Source organism: Listeria rocourtiae FSL F6-920 (assembly GCF_000525975.1).
Taxonomy (GTDB): domain Bacteria; phylum Bacillota; class Bacilli; order Lactobacillales; family Listeriaceae; genus Listeria_A; species Listeria_A rocourtiae.
Genome location: NZ_AODK01000006.1, coordinates 57,967 through 75,434, shown reverse-complemented (window position 1 = coordinate 75,434; position 17,468 = coordinate 57,967). Strand labels below are relative to the sequence as shown.

General features: G+C 37.6%; 20 protein-coding genes and 1 pseudogene. All 21 read right to left on the bottom strand.

The window, feature by feature from the left end; genetic code table 11:
* Positions 1-52: 52 nt before the first annotated feature.
* Entirely contained in the window at positions 53-1,204 is a 1,152-nt protein-coding gene (locus PROCOU_RS02480; protein WP_036069448.1) for a glycosyltransferase, read from the bottom strand.
* Positions 1,201-1,659, bottom strand: a complete 459-nt coding sequence (locus tag PROCOU_RS02475) for a DUF4352 domain-containing protein (protein ID WP_133620635.1) — start codon at positions 1,657-1,659, stop codon at positions 1,201-1,203. The genes PROCOU_RS02480 and PROCOU_RS02475 overlap by 4 nt, the downstream gene beginning before the upstream one ends.
* A gap of 217 nt (positions 1,660-1,876) precedes the next feature.
* The gene (locus tag PROCOU_RS02470; RefSeq protein ID WP_036069446.1) at positions 1,877-2,116 is read right to left on the bottom strand and encodes a hypothetical protein; all 240 of its coding nucleotides are present in this window, start codon (positions 2,114-2,116) and stop codon (positions 1,877-1,879) included.
* 557 nt (positions 2,117-2,673) lie between these two features.
* Positions 2,674-3,537, bottom strand: coding sequence for an acyltransferase family protein (locus PROCOU_RS02465; RefSeq protein ID WP_077913296.1), 864 nt, complete (start codon positions 3,535-3,537; stop codon positions 2,674-2,676).
* A gap of 1 nt (position 3,538) precedes the next feature.
* Positions 3,539-3,772, bottom strand: coding sequence for an acyltransferase family protein (locus PROCOU_RS19205; RefSeq protein ID WP_077913295.1), 234 nt, complete (start codon positions 3,770-3,772; stop codon positions 3,539-3,541).
* A 47-nt stretch (positions 3,773-3,819) separates the two neighbouring features.
* Positions 3,820-5,082 carry a WxL domain-containing protein gene (locus tag PROCOU_RS02460; RefSeq protein ID WP_149023607.1) on the bottom strand — a complete coding sequence of 421 codons (1,263 nt, stop codon included), beginning with the start codon at positions 5,080-5,082 and terminating at the stop codon, positions 3,820-3,822.
* Between the two features lie 302 nt (positions 5,083-5,384).
* A complete protein-coding gene (locus tag PROCOU_RS02455; RefSeq protein WP_149023606.1) occupies positions 5,385-6,059 on the bottom strand; it encodes a hypothetical protein in 675 nt (224 codons plus the stop codon).
* Between the two features lie 111 nt (positions 6,060-6,170).
* Positions 6,171-7,211 (bottom strand): WxLIP family cell surface protein, encoded by a 1,041-nt coding sequence (locus PROCOU_RS02450; RefSeq protein WP_036069442.1) that lies wholly within the window; start codon positions 7,209-7,211, stop codon positions 6,171-6,173.
* Positions 7,212-7,353: 142 nt separating this feature from the next.
* Positions 7,354-8,094: a WxL domain-containing protein gene (locus PROCOU_RS02445; protein WP_036069440.1), complete on the bottom strand. Its 741-nt coding sequence runs from the start codon at positions 8,092-8,094 to the stop codon at positions 7,354-7,356.
* A 24-nt stretch (positions 8,095-8,118) separates the two neighbouring features.
* Positions 8,119-8,880 carry a WxL domain-containing protein gene (locus PROCOU_RS02440; RefSeq protein ID WP_185343006.1) on the bottom strand — a complete coding sequence of 254 codons (762 nt, stop codon included), beginning with the start codon at positions 8,878-8,880 and terminating at the stop codon, positions 8,119-8,121.
* Entirely contained in the window at positions 8,871-9,215 is a 345-nt protein-coding gene (locus PROCOU_RS02435) for an EF2685/EF0750 family sortase-dependent surface protein (RefSeq protein ID WP_036069438.1), read from the bottom strand. The genes PROCOU_RS02440 and PROCOU_RS02435 overlap by 10 nt, the downstream gene beginning before the upstream one ends.
* A 362-nt stretch (positions 9,216-9,577) precedes the next feature.
* Positions 9,578-10,456 (bottom strand): immunoglobulin-like domain-containing protein, encoded by an 879-nt coding sequence (locus PROCOU_RS02425; RefSeq protein ID WP_036069436.1) that lies wholly within the window; start codon positions 10,454-10,456, stop codon positions 9,578-9,580.
* A gap of 619 nt (positions 10,457-11,075) precedes the next feature.
* The gene (locus tag PROCOU_RS02420) at positions 11,076-11,255 is read right to left on the bottom strand and encodes a DUF1871 family protein (RefSeq protein ID WP_051994106.1); all 180 of its coding nucleotides are present in this window, start codon (positions 11,253-11,255) and stop codon (positions 11,076-11,078) included.
* 223 nt (positions 11,256-11,478) lie between these two features.
* Entirely contained in the window at positions 11,479-11,574 is a 96-nt protein-coding gene (locus tag PROCOU_RS19200) for a hypothetical protein (protein ID WP_221637093.1), read from the bottom strand.
* Positions 11,567-11,881 (bottom strand): hypothetical protein, encoded by a 315-nt coding sequence (locus tag PROCOU_RS02415; protein ID WP_036069434.1) that lies wholly within the window; start codon positions 11,879-11,881, stop codon positions 11,567-11,569. The genes PROCOU_RS19200 and PROCOU_RS02415 overlap by 8 nt, the downstream gene beginning before the upstream one ends.
* A 502-nt stretch (positions 11,882-12,383) precedes the next feature.
* The gene (locus PROCOU_RS16995) at positions 12,384-13,532 is read right to left on the bottom strand and encodes an ABC transporter permease (protein WP_077913293.1); all 1,149 of its coding nucleotides are present in this window, start codon (positions 13,530-13,532) and stop codon (positions 12,384-12,386) included.
* A 1-nt stretch (position 13,533) separates the two neighbouring features.
* Positions 13,534-14,340 (bottom strand): ABC transporter permease, encoded by an 807-nt coding sequence (locus tag PROCOU_RS02400; RefSeq protein WP_244266209.1) that lies wholly within the window; start codon positions 14,338-14,340, stop codon positions 13,534-13,536.
* A gap of 13 nt (positions 14,341-14,353) precedes the next feature.
* Positions 14,354-14,644, bottom strand: coding sequence for a hypothetical protein (locus PROCOU_RS18185; protein ID WP_244266208.1), 291 nt, complete (start codon positions 14,642-14,644; stop codon positions 14,354-14,356).
* A 16-nt stretch (positions 14,645-14,660) separates the two neighbouring features.
* Positions 14,661-15,600, bottom strand: a pseudogene (locus PROCOU_RS02395) (ABC transporter ATP-binding protein).
* A 104-nt stretch (positions 15,601-15,704) separates the two neighbouring features.
* Positions 15,705-16,820 (bottom strand): sensor histidine kinase, encoded by a 1,116-nt coding sequence (locus PROCOU_RS02390; protein ID WP_051994104.1) that lies wholly within the window; start codon positions 16,818-16,820, stop codon positions 15,705-15,707.
* On the bottom strand, positions 16,817-17,458 hold the full coding sequence (locus PROCOU_RS02385; RefSeq protein ID WP_036069637.1) for a response regulator transcription factor: 642 nt from the start codon (positions 17,456-17,458) through the stop codon (positions 16,817-16,819). The genes PROCOU_RS02390 and PROCOU_RS02385 overlap by 4 nt, the downstream gene beginning before the upstream one ends.
* Between the last annotated feature and the right edge of the window lie 10 nt (positions 17,459-17,468).

Here is a 17,468-nt window from a genome sequence, read left to right as displayed (position 1 = left end):
AATTGCTGCACTATGTTACTAATATGCAAATCTTTATTCAAGCTAGCACCTCTCATACTTCATTTGATAATTTGCGATAAAATTGCACTAACTTTTCGCCTTCTATATCCCAGTTATACTTCTTTATATAATTTTTTCGGCCATTCGCACCTAGTTCTTTACGTTTGCAATTATCTTCCATCAATCTTTGTATCGCGTTCTTAACCTCTATTATGTTTAACGGATTAACGACTAAACCACAATCATTTTCCGTGATTACTTTCTTCCAGGCTGGGAAGTCAGATACAACCATCGGCAAACTCATAGCCATGTATTCAAATATTTTTGTTGCTAGTGACTCCAAATAGTTAGGAATCGGATGGAGTAAACAAAGTCCAATATCCGCTTTTGAATAGTATTCTTTTATTTTTGAGTATTCAATATATGAGGAATATTCAACCATTTTTTCTAGTCTGTTGCCTTGAATAAAAGCCTGCATTTCCTGTAATAAATCGTTATCTGCCAAACCAATGAGCTGCAACTTTATTTCTGTCCCCTCTTCTTGAAACATTTTTACTAGCTCCAACATTTCAAAAATACCCCGTACCTTGGCAATTCTTCCAATATAAATCATCGTAAGTGGCTTAGCACTTTTGTTATCAATGTTCTTCGCCATATGAGTTGGATAATTATAAATATCTATTTTGTCTGCTTTAACATGCTCGTAATATTTCTTATAAGATTCTTCTGCAAAAATGATACCGTCTAGGTTCCTCATTAAGCGTTTCTCGATTTTTTGAATTGATTTAGCTAAAGGTTTTCTGATTGATTTTGGCAGCCAGTTCTTCGATTTAACTGCTTCTGGGAAGTTCTCGTGCATATCATAAATAATAATGCCATCTGGTTTCATCTTACGAATAAATGGAACTAAAGTGAGCAACTCTGGATCATGAAAATGAAAATATTTAGCATCACTGGCTTTAATAGCCTTTTTTATTTCAAGTATTGTTAAAAACCGCTTTAATCGAGATTTTTTAGCTAAAAGATGGATTTTTAGGCCTTTCTTCTCGTACGCTTTAACCTCGCCTACATTGCCAATAGCATAAAAATCTACTGCATATTTCTCACACAATGTATAAGCCTCTTTGAATAAAATTCGAGCATCCTTAAACGTATGAACAGAACTAAACATCATAACTTTCTGTAACGATTGCTCTTTTTTCATTTTTTACCTGGAACAGTCATTTCCCACTTAAGCTGATCTGTTGACTGGAAGGGATTATAAACAATCATCATTTTTTTACTCTCTTTGGGAATAGAATAATATCCGTATCCTTCTATTGTTTTCCCCGCCTTAACGACATCACCCAAACTACTCTCGCTGCCTGTAAATGTATATTTTTTCCCATCTTCATCCTTAAGATAGAAGTCGCCAGATCCGATTGGTACAGCTTCTTTACTAATATTCTTAGCTTGTACAGCCAGCTTAAGTGTCTCATGCCCAACATCTGTATTTAAATTATTATCGATCAGTTCAGCAGATGTTACTTGTATTTCAAATTTCCCTGTTTTCTTCGCAGTGTTCCATTCAGAATCATCCACCACACTATTACTTGAGCAACCCCCTAAAACAACAGTAACAATGATACTCGCAAGAAAAACTACTACTAACTTCTTCATTTTCAAATGACATCCTCCAAATTCTATTCATTCTTATTTTGGTAAAACAATGTGTCTGCGTTCCAGTAGATTTCATTATATTCTTGCTGACTGAAAAATAATCAATATTTTCGGTTGCTGTGGAACAATTACAATTATATCGATTGACAACAGCTTTTTCAAAACCATTTTTTTCTCATCGAGTCCATTTTTTTGTTAAAAATTATACTTTGCGTTGTTAATCTAATGCATTTGGATTTTGAATTAGGTATTCTCTGATTTTTTTCGCGATAAGCTGGGTTTCCTCACGTTCATTTAGCGAGCTATCTACTACAACAGTCGAATTCGTGATCTTATCCCCCAATTTACTCAGTTGCTCCGTTTCCACGTATAGGATTTCTAGCCCTAATGATTCTGCAATTTCCAACGGCTCTGTTGTTCTATACTTTTTCCATATCTTCCTTCTTAAATGTATCATTAATCTCACCCCTCACTACTATTTATCCAAGCCCCTCCTCTGTCTATGTAGCTTTGCTATAGCCATTTCTTCGTGTTTTTTTACCTTCCCGAAAAAAAATTTATAACAATATTCCGCGCTAATTAACCATGTTATTTTAAATCAGAGCTTACAGAGAATTTATACCAAAAATGGAAATTAAACAACTTCACTTTTCGGGACTATCGCGCAAAAAATGAATCATTTTACTTGCTAATTTAGGAAAAGTACGCTGATTTTGATATATCATACCTAACAGCATGGAAAATTAATTATGTTCATAGAAATAAGCCGAATATCCTGATCATCATTTTGCTATATATTGCTCTCTTTACAGCAAACTATGCGACTTTTTCTTGTGGACCCACTATAAAAAAGCCTGTGGTCTTAACGAAATTAAAATATTCGCTAGACTTACAAACTTTTTGTTTACTATATATTTAAACAGTATGGTAGTAGCGCCCATTAATTACTCATGTATGCGCTACACCGAACTTCTTTCACCATTAGAATAGTCCCTAATTCAGCTAAGCTAGGGACTATTCCTCTTCCAATATTCTACCTCTATTACGTGTTCGACTTTCAACTTTACGACTTAATGACTGTCCCCGTATTTTCAATGGATGTTCGGCAATGCAGTAAAATACAGAAGCACATATAAAAATCACTGGTATACTTATGCCTTGAATTATCGGAACTGCGATATTCATGTGCTGCATCATATAAATCATAGGGATAAATATAATACAATGTACGAGGTAGATACTAAATGAAATTTTTCCAACCCCTTGATAAATTCTATTCGTTAAGTGCTCCTGCACCGTTTTTGACTCGTAACAAGCGAGTACTATGCCCATGCAACCTAAGCCAATAACTACATCCGAAATGATTTGAATCGTTGGTATTCCAACCAAATTAAAGATGACAACATGAAAATATAGCAATAGAGAAGCAATGGAGATTAAACAATACATCTGTTTGCTCATGTTTTTAATATGTGACCAATGCAGGCTAATGACTATTCCTAACACGAAAAAAGCAGTATGAAAAATGGTCTGACCCAGCAAAAAATTCTGAGTGCTGATATATAGAACACTCACACCAGATACTAGTGTTATCGCCATCAAGATAGTAGCTCCAAGAACTTCATATTTTTTTACTATACAAAATAGCAATGGAAAAATAATAGATATCCTCAGCTCAATAATCAGCGACCAAATAACTGGATCAATTCGATTCACATAATTGCCTGTCATGAAAATATTTCCAACTAAAATCCGGAAATCGGCAGTACCTGTTCCAGTCAGGTTAAACCATTCTGATAATCCAGCTATACCTTGAGGTTGCAAAATATGGAAGATTCCCTGGGCTATCAAAATAGCTACAAAAAACGGCAGATAGATTCTAAAAAAAGCGTTTTACTAAATATGATATATAGTCCTGCCAAGAAAATGATACTTTCCTTTGAAAACTCATACTTAAAGAAATACCACTCAACAGAAAGAACAGAATAACAGCACTTCTTCCAAACGGTTGAAATATTCCTTTTAATAATGACTCCCCAGCATAGGTTTCAGCAAAATGAGTGATGATAACTGTGATTGCTGCAATACCTCTTAGCGCATCTAAAAAAAAAATAGTCTCTTCGGCAAAATAACAAGCCCCTTATTGACCCATCTAAGCCATCATGGTGTGTCCTCAAGCATCCATATTAGCAAAGCTGAGTATTTTCCTGATTTCACTTGTCCTTGACGGGGTTTTATAGATATCCCGTTTTGTCCGCTCTTCCAAGAATCTGATATTACCGTGCTTTGCTCTGCATTCTGAGCTACACGCTTAACAGAAGTAGGGATTACGGAAAGCAATGTTTTTTCTCCATCTGTATTGGTATAGTACATAGCATCATGGAGAATTGTATTCGACCCCTCTAAAGAAAGCCCACCTATTAATTGAACCGTTACCTTCCAGTCTTTTTTATAACGAGTATCCCCAACAGTTAAATCTTCATCAAAATCCGTTGCAAAATACTCTTTTTCCGCTGACTGAATAGGGATTGTACCAAATGAAATTTGATCTGGCTTGGAGCTAAATTTCAGCTCTCCCGTGACCACAATAACTGGCACACTTATTTCCGATTCAAGTCCTGTCGTCTCACTACGAATAATAACTGTTATTTCTGTTTCCCCAAGTTCGCTAAATACCATTTCGTCCTTAAATCCGACTACCTGAATGGTATCATTTTCAATAGGACTCCAAATATTTTCGATAACCTCCTCGGGATTTAAATCTGCTGTACCGCTATCTATAGCAACGGTTTGTTTGACTCCATCAGCAAACGGTTTGCGCAATTTGACCTCTGCTTCAGCTGGAAACGTTTCTTCTGAAAAATCAACTTTCGCAGTAGCAGGAATTGTTAAATATCCCGTTTGAGCATTGAAATAATTCATTAAATCAGGGTGAGTTAAGTCCACTGGTGCTTCTATTTGAAGTTGGATCATATTAAAACTGGAGATTTCACTCAGATTAGAGCGGTCTATTTTTGCCTTCACCCCATATTCATCCGCCGAAAGCTCAAAATAAGCAGTAAGGTCTTCTTTGCTATTCTTATCTATTATTTTAATTTCCGAAGTATCCACCTTTTTACTAATGGAATTTAAATCAATATCTATAACAAGATCTTCTGGGTACTTTTCTTTTGAAAACTGTTTTGGGAGCTCCATCTCAAACATATAACGCGCAGTATCTTCGTCATCCTCTGTCAATCCATAGAATTCTGGATCCGAAAATGGTAGTTGTACAATACTAAAAGCATCGTTAGTGATTATTCCAACCCCCCATCTAGATGCTCGTAACGTTCTAAATCGTCCATTTAAACCATTTTGAGCATTAATTAACATATGGATTCCTGTATAACCGCTCGTTCCAGTACCTAATCGAAATTCAGTCATACCAGCAGCCCCATTTCCAAAAAATAATGAGCTAGCGTTTTTTTTCTTCCGCGAATAGCCCATTTATTTGGGATTCCGAATACTCTATCTCCCCTTTGTTAGCATTCGTTCCTAAATTAGCACCCAAGAAAATAGGAGCATTAATTTTCTCTTCGGTTCCTGGCTTCACCGCTGTTATTGAAAAGTCAACACTCTCACCAATTATCCTCTTGTCAAGTACTAAATTAAGAGTAGGTGGCAAATTTGGAAAGAACGCATTTATCGCTAAACTTAAGCTTACAGTGGGTGTTATCGCAGCATCATCAGGCTTCGAAAAAATTTAGCATGATATCCACCGGTTGCCCTCTGAATACTGCATAATTATCAATTCTATAATCCTTATTTAATTCTAATTGCCCTGAAGAATTCTTGTATCCACTACTATCTAATTGGTCGAAAGCCATAGTTGTTGGTCCCGATGTCCCTTCTACAGGAGCTAATATAACTGTCGCTTCAGCAAAAGACAAAGGCTGACCCGAAACATACTGCCCATCTTCATTCAACAGTCCATGTTTGGAATGTTCTAGAAAGCTTCGATCAGTAGTTGCTGTCACTGGTTCACTCCGACTAGTTTCTAATACCGAACTTTGTGATTCAGCGCTAATGAGTGTAATAAGCAGCTCATTGGAAACCACTAGATTATTTAAATTCTTTATTTGTAAAGTTGATAATCCTTTATCCTTTGCAATTAAAATGAGTTCATACTCTTGTTCTAGTATTTCGCCAGAGTCTCCCGCTGCTAGTATCATTTGTTGCTTTTCTTCGTCGTATGTTACTGCCAACAACGATTTTTCATTGTTTTTCTTGGTTTTATCCAAATCTAATACCATATTTTCAGGAATGCTTAATTGAAGTTTCTCTATGTTCATTCTCTGCCTAATTTTTAAAGATATAATCGTCTCTTCATTCACCGTAACTGTTGGGTTCTCTACTATCATCTGTATTGGATACTCTGTCTCTTCCGCCTTAAAAGTATCACTTGCGAATACATCCATACTTGTAAATGTGAGGAATCCAAGCATACACATAATTAATATTTTTTTTCTTTGTCATTCGCTATCACTACCTTTATTTTTGTCGTCTTTCTTTCTTTTTAGTAAAATAATAATAAATAACGCTAGTACTAATAGTACAATACCAATAATGATAACCAACAAGTAATTCATTTCTTTCTCGGGAATCGATACGTCTTTCTCATTAAAGGCTTTTGCTTCATTAGCTTTTATCTCGAAATCTCCGCTAAATTCCCATGCCTCTTTAGATGATTTTGCTTTTAAATGCAGCGTATACTTACCTGGTTCAAGAGAGGCTCCTTCAAGCGGGATTGGAAATTTAAAATTTGTATTCGGAGCCACTTGCATATGTTGCTTATCTGTCTCAAATAAAGTCTTGACTTGACCTTTCTTCGTCACTTTCGCTTCTACAATTTCAAATTGATTCAAGTATGTCGGTGTTGGATTTTGAAGCTCTGCTAAAATAGCATTGCGAGCATTTACTTGGCCAGCTTTAACACTATTTAATTTTAAGTCTTGATTTACTTCGGCTTTGTTTTGTTGTAAAGTCACACCTACCACATAGGCATATTTATTTTCAATGCTTAAACCTTCTGATTTCAAGCTTTTTTTATCTGCCTCTGATTGCTTTTCAATGAGTGTAATGCCACCAGCAATCAAGCCTTCGAATTCGTCAGTAGGAGCATTTAGTTTCATTTCTAGTTTCTTCTCGCTTTTAGCAGGAATTGTAACTTCCTTATTTGTTGTAAGTATGTCAGCCAAGTTGTACTTAAGTGATTTATCTGGATTTGAGTCTGTCTTTCCATATTCTACAACGCCGTTCATATTCGTTGTTGCTGAATGAATCTGTGGCTCAATTACCACCTCTTTATCAGTGTCATTTCTTAATTTGATACTCAATGTCTGCTTTTCACCTGGATTGACTAATAGGTTGAAATACGTTTTGGATTTATCGATTTGATTATCAGGGATTTCGGTTGTCACAGCAAAATTAAACTCAGATGCAAAACTAGTAGCCGGAGATAAACTAATCATCACTAACATCAACAAACTAAGAAATAAACTGTATTTTTTCATTTTTTTGTCCCTTCTGAAAGAGTGCCCTTCTTTTTAACAACCGCACTTCTTTTTTGTTATTTTTACAATGATGCGAGTTCTTCACTTAGTAAAACCTGAAGAACTCGCATAACCTCGTTTTAAATCTATTTCAATATCCTACTTACGGCTCAATAGAGCTTGGCGTATCTTCTAATGTCCATGTTAATTTTGTAGAATAGTCTTTTGCATATTTAGTTGTGCTACCTGGTACGGATAGTTCAATACTGCCTGCAGCGCTAGCATCATTTCCAAAAGCTAAAATATAGGTTCCTGCGCCTTGTCCTTCAGCAGCCTCCATAATTCTTTCCGCATCTCCATCTGGAATTAGAGTGAAACTAGCTTTATGCGTGGGTTTAGCAGAGACAGATCCTGTACTCACAACACCATTGTTAAAAGTAATTTCTGCTCCCGTTAATTCTTGCCCATCTTCTGTTATAAATTGGCCATCTTGTTGTACTTTTAGTGCCCATCCTGTTTCGCTTCCTCTATTATCTGTTACTTGGACGTAATTCGGTCCTAAATCACGGTCATTAAACGCTTGTGCAGCCGCTGTATAAACTTTATCAGAAGATGTTATTTTCTGTGTACCAAAATCTAAACTCGATGCAAAATCAATACTTAATGGGCCATTCGTACCTGGATTTGGCTGGCCACCTGGGTTTGTTGGATCAATCGGGCTTACTGGATTTGTCGGATCTGTTGGGTCAATCGGACTTGTCGGGTCTGTGCTTGGTTCAAAATTAATAATGGCATTAGAAAATGTGCTACCAGAAGTCGCTGCCTCCACTATATTTGTTGTTCCTGCTAAAGTAAGACCTGCAACTAAACTAGCTGCCATCATTGTTTTTAATTTAAGATTCATTTTTTATTTTCCTCGCTTTTCCTATTATTTATTATCTGGAATATCCGATAAATTCCATGTTAATGTAGTGCTATATTTTACAGCATCTTTTGGTGTTTTACCCGGTATATTGAGAGAAATTGTTTTTGTTTTATATACGGTTTCGCCAGCATCATTCACAGTTTCCTCAACGCCACCCCAACGACTAAGCCACGTTCCTGCACCTGCTGTTTTTTCGGCTTCCATAACTAGAGCTGCTGCGCCATCTGGGTTTAAAATAATATTTTGAGAAACATTCGGCGCTTGCATGTTTTCTGCATTACTAATTGCTTCACCATTTTGTAACTGAATCTGCGAACCAATTAATTCTTTATTCTGTGTATTGTTGTTTTTAAATTGCCCCTCTTGCTTGACCGTCAAGGCCCAGCCACCGTTTGTACCTCGATTATCGGAAACTTGTACATAGTTTGGAAGGTGCACATCTTCATCCCCATCAATTTCCTGAGCTTTTGCATAATATGTCATATCTTTATTCGAAATTTTATTTGTCCCAAAATCAAGACTTGAAGCATAGTCAATACTAAGCGGTCCTGTTGTTCCTACATTCGGTTTTCCGTCTGGACTAAGCGGATCAAGCGGATCAATTGGATTTTCTGGATTTGTTGGGTCTACCGGGCTTACTGAATCCGTATTTGGAATAAACTCGATTTGACCATTTGATTCATACTCAGTGGCAAGTACTGATAGAGGAGATAATATTATCACGCTCATAGCTACCGTTGAAATTAGTACATTTTTCAATTGCATTTAACTGAACCTCCATTATTTTTATTTCTTTTGAGAAGTAGAAAAGCTAAGCCCAACAATACGAAACCAATCCATTGATTATGAATAGAAAATGTATCTCCTGTTTCAGGCAATGTAACGGAGTCCTCCGAAACAACAATCTTTTCTATTTTCTTTCCTGCCGTCTGTTCTATATCACTATCAACACCGGGTGCTAACTCTTCCTCTGGATATATATATTCTCCAAAAAAACCTACCTGTCCGCTACTTTTATATTCTTTTGTTTCCGTTGCATGGACATTTAATGTAGACAAAATAACAATAGAGCAACTAGCAATAAATAAAAGTAGCTTCATCTTGCTCCTCCTTCTATCTTTATCATCAGGTCTAAGAACCATTGAATACATCACTTTCTGACCTCTCCAAGTATTATCACATACGTGTACCAATCACTCACCTTCAAAATCAGTACTGATAAAGAAAAATTTGCAATAAACTCCCTCGGATTAAGTATTTAAATAATGGAATGAAGCTAATATAGTGCCTATCAACCTGCTCTAAACAAGCCACACGAAGCTTTCTTAGCAATAGATAACTTTTTTCTCCCAAAGAGAAAAAAGAGAAATCCACCTCCTCTTTCTCTTTCTCTTTATTACAAAAAAACTGTATAACAGCTACTAAAAATGCAGTAGCCATTAATACAGTTTCCATGTATAACTTAAATTCCAGTCAATTCAAAAACATCTGCTATTACTGAGTTGGCAGTTAATCCAATTAATTTAATCGAATCACCCTGGCTCACACCAGTAACTCTGATATCAAAAGCGCCATTCTGATTAGGACTATCTACAAATTCCAACTGCGAATAATCTCTGACACCGTTAATTTCAGGAACTATTATTTTAATTGATTTGTTGGATTCAGCGATTGTAGAAAAAGAACCTGTTACCCAGATTGCTTGCTCATGCAACCGTTCTGGATTTGCAGACAAAATTCTATCATAAGATTCGCGTTCTTCCAGTAAGACTCTAGCACTTGTCACTAAAACGCCATTTTCATTGTATCCAAGTACATCTACACGATCCTCTAGATTCGAGATAGTAGTAGGGTATGAAAAAGTTCCATTTCCTCTTACATCTACTTGCTCATGAATAACGCCATTAATACGCAAAGCAACTGTCGAAATGTTCCCAGTAAAACTTCCCGTTAGTGTACTCATTCTGTCTATCAAAAATGGAGTAGGGCTCAATGTACCCGTGTTTTCGTTCGTCCCATCAATCATAACAACTTGTTGTCTAGCAATGACTTCACCAGAAGGTGCTGTTCTCCCTACAAGCGTAACGTTATCTTCTAAAGAGGTAATTTGAGAAACTAGAAAATCTGGTAATGTAAAAGTCTGACTACCTGGTACAATACCAATTCCGCCAATATCTTTTCCATTAATTTCGATACCAATATCGGTAATATCCGATGAAACATATCCTGTAATCGTGCTATCTTTACCAAATGAAAACAGATTTACAAAAAGTGCATCCGTGTTTTTTTTCAGATACGTAACTTGCATCCAGTTCATTGGAATTATCTTGAATTGCTGCATTTACATCATAACTATTCCCTATTAAAAGCGGTACTGCAACTACTAATACACTTGCTAATTGTTTTTTCATTTTCATGTTTGTCTATTCCTCCTAAAAACTATGTGACACATCTATGCACTGCGCAGCACATAATTATCATAGCACAATATGAGCCATATCAAAGAACAACATTTTCAACAAAGAAACATTTATTGTTCTCATTTATTATAGTCATCTGCAATTCGCTATATAGACTATTTCCTAGACGTCAAAAGAGAAGTTGGAACAAACTCTTCCTTTGTGTTGTCTCGATATCTTAAATTATGGACGTTCCTAAAAAAGAACAGACCTCACCTCTCAGCGCGCCCCTTCTTTACTATTCGCTGTCTTCTAAAAATTTCTTCGACAGTTTCTTATACATAATTACATCTTCGCCTAACTCAGCTTCAGTTAATGTTATAAAGAGATTACGGACCCTCAATCCTTGTTGTGACAATAGTAACTATCGCTATCATTTGTTATTTAAATGCCTACTTTATTGACATTTATCCAATCTAGTGGTTACAGACAACTTATTCATTTAAAATTTTTCTAGCAATAGCTAGGCACTCTTCTTCTGTAAATTGAATTATAAAATCATCAAATGCATTTATAAAAATTTTTTTTAATTTTATTGGCAAGTTCAAAATCTGTAGCCTCATGCCCACTTAAAAAGCGAACAATTTGATTTATTTCTGATTCATATTCATCTGATGGAGCGAATGGGAGTACTTCAATTGGATCCCATTCATCAATGATATGCTTTACTTTATTTCTCATATTAAGCTTCCTCTAAAATAATTGTTTTATAATATTATTCATCACCTTGTCATAGGCTTTCCTTTTCCACGCTGTAGCAAATTTCCTTCCCTCTGCTTGTTTTAAAGTCTTACCATTCTTGACAGTCGTACCTAGTATTGCCCTCTGACAACCTAGGTCATCGCGCCCGTTTCGTTGGCTTGGTACGCGGAGCTACCTCTAGTCCTGCCGCTTCTATAAAATTTTAGCACGTACCAAATCGCTTCGTTGCGAGTCTGATGTAGGCAAATTCTTTTTTCGATGTTGTGTAAACCAGTGTCCGCCCAAGTTCCTTAGCCACTCGTTGCAGTTCTTGTAGCAAGAAAGCATCGAACTACCGTCATTCGGTAAGGGAATTCACCGTGCGTCGATAAAGGCGCTCGCCCCAGCACCTCAGCGACTTTTTGAACCTCTTGTATTAAAAAAGCATTACTCTGTGGGCTTATTTGTGAATAAACTGATGCGCTCGCATTCTGTCTTGCTGCACGGCATAAACTTCGCCCAGAAACCAAAGGCTTGACGGTCATAGCCTCATATATAAACTCCCCTTGCTTCTGTTGGAGCATTCTTCCCAACGTCTTGGCCACATAAAGAAAGGATACAACCATTTACAGTGCATCCTTTCTTTGTGATTATTCACCAACTTTATTATCCGTTATCCTTGGAAACTAATTCATAAACATAGTGAACACCTCTAGTTGATATAACAACGAGACTATTTCTTTTCCTTGTCTACTTTTATTAAACCGTAATCATTTTTTCCATCACATGCTCCCAGTATAAAAAATAACTATTACAAATTGGTAATGACAAGATTTTAGCTAACTTCATTTTGTTTATCCATCCTTCTATTTTGCCATCTCATCCATATAATAATAGGCGCACATATGCAAAACAGTATAAATTGTATTATTGTTACAACTTTTTCTCCTATCCAAGGCTCCAACCTTGATGCTATCATTATTCCAACAAATAGTATGGGCACATATATATAAATTATATTTTTTATCTTTTTATGCATAAATACCCTCCTTTTATCCAGACTATCTATACTGGTCAAGGATAGCTGTTATACCTAGATGGATTTTTCTACTTCAGAGTCCATATTCCCTATATAAAAGAACTCACTCGATTATTTTTCGTAAATTTATAGCTTGCAATGCAAAAGAATAGCAAAGCATATCCTAGTATAATCGCGATGTTCAAACTAATTGATGCTAAATTGCCATTGTCTTGTAATGTCGTTATCGCGTTCATCACCCAATATTGTGGCAGGAATTCTGCAATTTTTTGCATGAATGCTGGCATGATTTGAACTGGAATAAGCGCGCCCGATAGCAAGCTTGTAAGTGTAAATAAAATCATTTGTAAGCCGCTGACGCTCTTTCTGCTCGTCGCTGTAAATCCAAGTGCCAATGACAGCAAGACTGCCATAATTGCAAAGACGAATAGCACACCAAATAGTGCAAAATAGGATACGCCTGGGTCAATTTTGAATGCAAATCGCATCGCCATTAAACAAATCGTAATCTCCGTCACAACGACTGCTAGCGCAAATAGAGCATTTCCAAATAAATAGGCTTTACTGCTAAGCGGTGTTGACATCAAACGGTAAAACGTGCCATCTTCTTTTTCTTGCAAAATCAGTTCACCCAGGTTACCAGCCGCATAAAGCAACATCATACATAGAAAACCGAGAATTTGCGTCGACATCATCAATACGATGTCCTGCTGATTACTCGTCGTTTTTTGCGTCACACTTACTTTAGATTGATCAAACGTCGTCACATATTTCGAAAAGTCTTGCCCGCCTTTTTCACTCGCCTGAATCATCGTCATAATATTGCTAAGCGAGGCGTCCACTGTTCTTTTTACTGTGTTATTAACCGCATCACCTTGCATCGATTTTACTTTAATATGCTGTGGATTAAGCGCCGCAATACTGTCCTCCGAACCATTTTCAAAAATAACGAGCGCATCCAATTGTCCACCAGTTAATTTCTTATCCCCAGATGCCTTCGAAATAGACTGAATACTATCGCTATCTTGCTTCATCCAAGTCACCATTTGTGTCGTATAAACACCTGGGTCCTCATTCACCAGACCAACTTTCAATGCCGTTGTCTCAGACTGAGCCCCGTATGAAAGAAAGTAGATTAAAATACTTAAAATCGGCAACCCTATAATCACGAGCAGCTTTGCCTTATTTTGCGTAAGACTTTTCAAATTATGCCTGAATATCCAACCAATTTGCTGCATTTTAATACACTTCCTTTCGTCTAATCCACAAGCTCATTCCAACCACAAGAATTCCAGTTATTAATAAATTTACCACTATTGGAAACGTCGCTGCAACTAAATCATGATTATATAATACATCCTTGACGCCAACACGAACCCAGCCAATTGGTGATAATTTTGACATTAGCCCATCGCCAGTTGGGAAATACGCGCCTCCCAGAAAAGCAAATACTTGTATCATAATTGTCGCAGCTCCATTCGCCGCGGGATTTCCATTACTAAACACATCAACCGCCATTCCAAGCGCCACTGATAAGAATAATAAACTAAAATAAATCACAAAAATAACTAGACTATACTCGCCCCAATTAACGCCGAAAAACAAATCGGAAATGACCATCAGCAAAATGAGTGAGACCGTCTGCATAAAAATCGCACCAAGGAAATTCCCGATAATCGCAGTCGACTTCTTAATCGGTGCAATAAACAAGCGCACATCCGTATGCCGCACCTTTTCCTCACGAAATACATTGATGCCACTATTAATCCCAAACATCATGACCATTGCAATCATCGCAATTGCATAATATTCGAAAGCACTAATATCATTGCCTGATGCTAATTCTTCCGCTTGAATCGCGGAATCAGAAGCTTGCGGAGGGCTTTGTAAAACATTAGCCTGCGCTGGGTCCACCTTTATAATCGTGCTCGCCAATCGATATTGCGATGTAAAACCACTCAAATAGCCATCGAGCACACTCATTTCAATCTGACTTGGCGAATTCGTTGTCACCGTCAAATTATCTTTCACGCCCACGTAGCCCACAGCATCACCGTTCTCAACCGCTTCTTTGCCAGACTTCGCACTGTCCGCTTTTTTTAAACGTCACCTGCTTTCCACTAGCCTCCGTTGCAAACGAATCAAATGCCTTACCTAGCGGATTATCCTTCTGTATCGTGTATTCCACCGTGATTTTATCCAGTTCTACATCACTACTAAAAGCATTTTGCAACACACTTCCCAGCACCAAAATCAACGCTAATGGGAAAATCATCATATAGAGGAAAAAGCCCTTGTCACGTAGTGTTAGCTTGATTGCCTTCAACATAATATGAAAAATCATCATCACAAGCTCAACTCCCTCTCTAATCTCGTAATTTCCGGCCCGTTAAATTCAAAAAGACCGTTTCTAAATTCAGCGTTTGTTGGTTCATCTCAATCACTTCAACTGACTGGCTAATTAGCGCACCTAATACTGTATTTAAATTATTTACTTCACTGCTGGATGTGATCTTCAGCGTATTACCTTCTATTACTTCCACCGCTTGAATACCTGAAATCTCCCGTACTACATCTAAATCAATTTTTGCCACATCATCCACGATTAAACGCATTTCTTTGATGTCCGAAACAAGGCTTACCAATTGCTCTTTCGTGCCCTCTGCAATCACTTTCCCGTGGTCAATAATTGAAATATAGTCACACAATTCCTCAACTTCTTCCATATAATGACTCGTATAAATGATCGTGCATCCCGATTCATTCAATTTCTTAATCGACTTCAAAATATAATTCCGAGACTGCGGGTCGATACCAACTGTCGGCTCGTCCATAATAATTAGCTCCGGTTTATGTGCAATCGCACACGCAATGTTTAGACGCCGCTTCATCCCACCTGAAAAAGTACCCGGCTTATCCTTCGCCTTATCTGCCAAACCAACAAACTCCAAAGCAGTCGTCGCTGCCGCATCCAGTTCTTTGCCACGAAGCCCATACAATCCCGCAAAAAAGCGCACATTTTCAAAAGCCGACAAATCCATATACAGCGCAATTTCTTGTGGCACCAAACCAATCCGTTGCTTAATCTGTAAACTGTGTTGCTCCTGATCCTCTCCAAACAAACGAATCTGTCCACTATTCTTCTTCAAAAGTCCACACAAAACACTAATCGTTGTGCTTTTCCCCGCACCATTAGGACCAAGCAAACCAAAAATCTGCCCCTCCTCAATTGTCAAATCCAGATTATCTACGGCAATATTTTTTTTCAAACTTCTTCGTCAACTGCTCAATTTCAACGATTTTCATAACTTTTCCTCACTTCCATGATCATCTTACTTACTAGTATAGAAAAAAAACGAGCATCACAACAGTGCAATTACTCATTTTCTTCCCGTGAAAATCCCACGAATTTATTCAGACGGAATGGGCAATATGGTCACAATAACAAAACCATCTGCTGCATCAATAATTAACTTGCCTCCCAGTTTCGCCGTTCGCTCCTCCATTCCCGTCAAGCCTAGACTTTTATTTATCGACATCGCGCCAATCCCATTGTCCCGAAACTCGAGGCGCACGAATTTATTCAAAACGGCTAAGGACACTTCTACCTTTGTTGCTTGACTATACTTTAGAACATTCGTAAGCCCTTCTGTCACATTTTGAATTAGCACATACCACATTCCTTGTGATATTTTTCCAACGACACCTTGCATCTGAAAAATCGTTCGAATTCCATACTGCGTCTCAAAAGCTTCCAATTGCGCTTTTATTCGATTGACACCCAGACTTTCTTGCGCTGGCTTCGTCATTTTTAATGTTTTTCGAATCTCTTCAATTCCTGATTGATTAATTACAATCGCATTATTCAGCAGTTCCGTAGCCTTTTCAAGATCAATTGGAAGTAGCGCTTTAGCCGCCTCTAACTGCATTAAACCACCAGTCAATGAATGTCCCAGCTGATCGTGAATCTCATGCGACAACGCATTCCGCTCTTCCAATTTTGCTAAATACGCCTGCCTGAGTCCATTTGTTTCCGCAGCCTCAAGCCTTGCAACAAAACCATCCAGCTTTACCCGCATTTCGTCATTGTCAATTGTCAAATCCTCTAATAAATACGCTGTCCGGTTCAAATACCAATAAAATAACCCTACAAAAACGCTAATTCCCGTATAAATCAGAAGAAATTCGCCCCAAAAAAGCGGAAGTCCAGTCAAAATCAAAGCTCCCCATATCCAACCAACATTTAATTTCCTTCCTTGTAGCCAAAGTGCCAACGTACAAAATGGCAGTAATAAAACTAACAACGGCAAATACCACAAACCCGTGATACCTACAAATACAATCAAAATAATACGGATTTCTGTCCTATAGCGTACCAAAATAAAAGATAACAACATCACTGACACATATAATAAAAGATGCAGTAAATAAAGTGCTATAAGAGTTCCTCTCGCATCCATCTCAAACAAATAGGCAATCAGCAATACACAAACAGCCACATCGAGCATTATCTTCCATTTTGTCACACTTCACCGCCCCCAACACGCCCTGTCAAATAAAGAATAGCCAGTTGCGTCCGGTGGTCCAGTCCCAATTTTCCGAGCAAAGCTGAAATATTATTGGCAACTGTCCCTTCCGAAATAAATAGATTTTTAGCAATCTCCTTGTTTGACAAACCACTAGCGACTGCCTTCATCACGTCCAACTCACGAGCCGTTAACTGCAAGCTACTTAAATCCGGTTTTACCTCACTAACAAGTGCCGACTTCACTTTATCCCAAATTTCATCCTGCATAATACTTTGATTTTGCATAACACTAGTGATTGCATTCCGAATCGTTTGCGGATCATTATTTTTCAGCAAATAGCCCTTTGCACCATTTTCAATTGCCTTCAAAATAAAAGCATCATCATCAAACGTCGTCAAAATAATTACTTTCGTCTGCGTCGTTTCCGTAATCTGTTTCGTTGCCTCAACCCCGTCCATCACCGGCATCCGCACATCCATCAGTACCGCATCCACCTCATGCGTCTGACAAAAAGCCACTGCCTCCGCACCATTTTCCGCAGCACCTAAAACCTCCATTCCATCCATCGTCCCCAAAATAATTTCTAACCCACCGGTAATAAAAGAATTATCATCTACTACTAAAATTTTAATCATATCTACTGCC

Coding starts and splice junctions, on each gene's coding strand:
- PROCOU_RS16995 (WP_077913293.1), bottom strand. CDS start 13,532: ATGCAGCAAATTGGTTGGATATTCAGGCATAATTTGAAAAGTCTTACG.
- PROCOU_RS02455 (WP_149023606.1), bottom strand. CDS start 6,059: ATGATAGTAGAGAACCCAACAGTTACGGTGAATGAAGAGACGATTATA.
- PROCOU_RS02420 (WP_051994106.1), bottom strand. CDS start 11,255: ATGAGAAATAAAGTAAAGCATATCATTGATGAATGGGATCCAATTGAA.
- PROCOU_RS02470 (WP_036069446.1), bottom strand. CDS start 2,116: ATGATACATTTAAGAAGGAAGATATGGAAAAAGTATAGAACAACAGAG.
- PROCOU_RS02385 (WP_036069637.1), bottom strand. CDS start 17,458: ATGATTAAAATTTTAGTAGTAGATGATAATTCTTTTATTACCGGTGGG.
- PROCOU_RS02415 (WP_036069434.1), bottom strand. CDS start 11,881: ATGGTTGTATCCTTTCTTTATGTGGCCAAGACGTTGGGAAGAATGCTC.
- PROCOU_RS02440 (WP_185343006.1), bottom strand. CDS start 8,880: ATGCAATTGAAAAATGTACTAATTTCAACGGTAGCTATGAGCGTGATA.
- PROCOU_RS02450 (WP_036069442.1), bottom strand. CDS start 7,211: ATGAAAAAATACAGTTTATTTCTTAGTTTGTTGATGTTAGTGATGATT.
- PROCOU_RS02480 (WP_036069448.1), bottom strand. CDS start 1,204: ATGAAAAAAGAGCAATCGTTACAGAAAGTTATGATGTTTAGTTCTGTT.
- PROCOU_RS02475 (WP_133620635.1), bottom strand. CDS start 1,659: ATGAAGAAGTTAGTAGTAGTTTTTCTTGCGAGTATCATTGTTACTGTT.
- PROCOU_RS02435 (WP_036069438.1), bottom strand. CDS start 9,215: ATGAAGCTACTTTTATTTATTGCTAGTTGCTCTATTGTTATTTTGTCT.
- PROCOU_RS02460 (WP_149023607.1), bottom strand. CDS start 5,082: ATGACTGAATTTCGATTAGGTACTGGAACGAGCGGTTATACAGGAATC.
- PROCOU_RS02445 (WP_036069440.1), bottom strand. CDS start 8,094: ATGAATCTTAAATTAAAAACAATGATGGCAGCTAGTTTAGTTGCAGGT.
- PROCOU_RS02425 (WP_036069436.1), bottom strand. CDS start 10,456: ATGCAGCAATTCAAGATAATTCCAATGAACTGGATGCAAGTTACGTAT.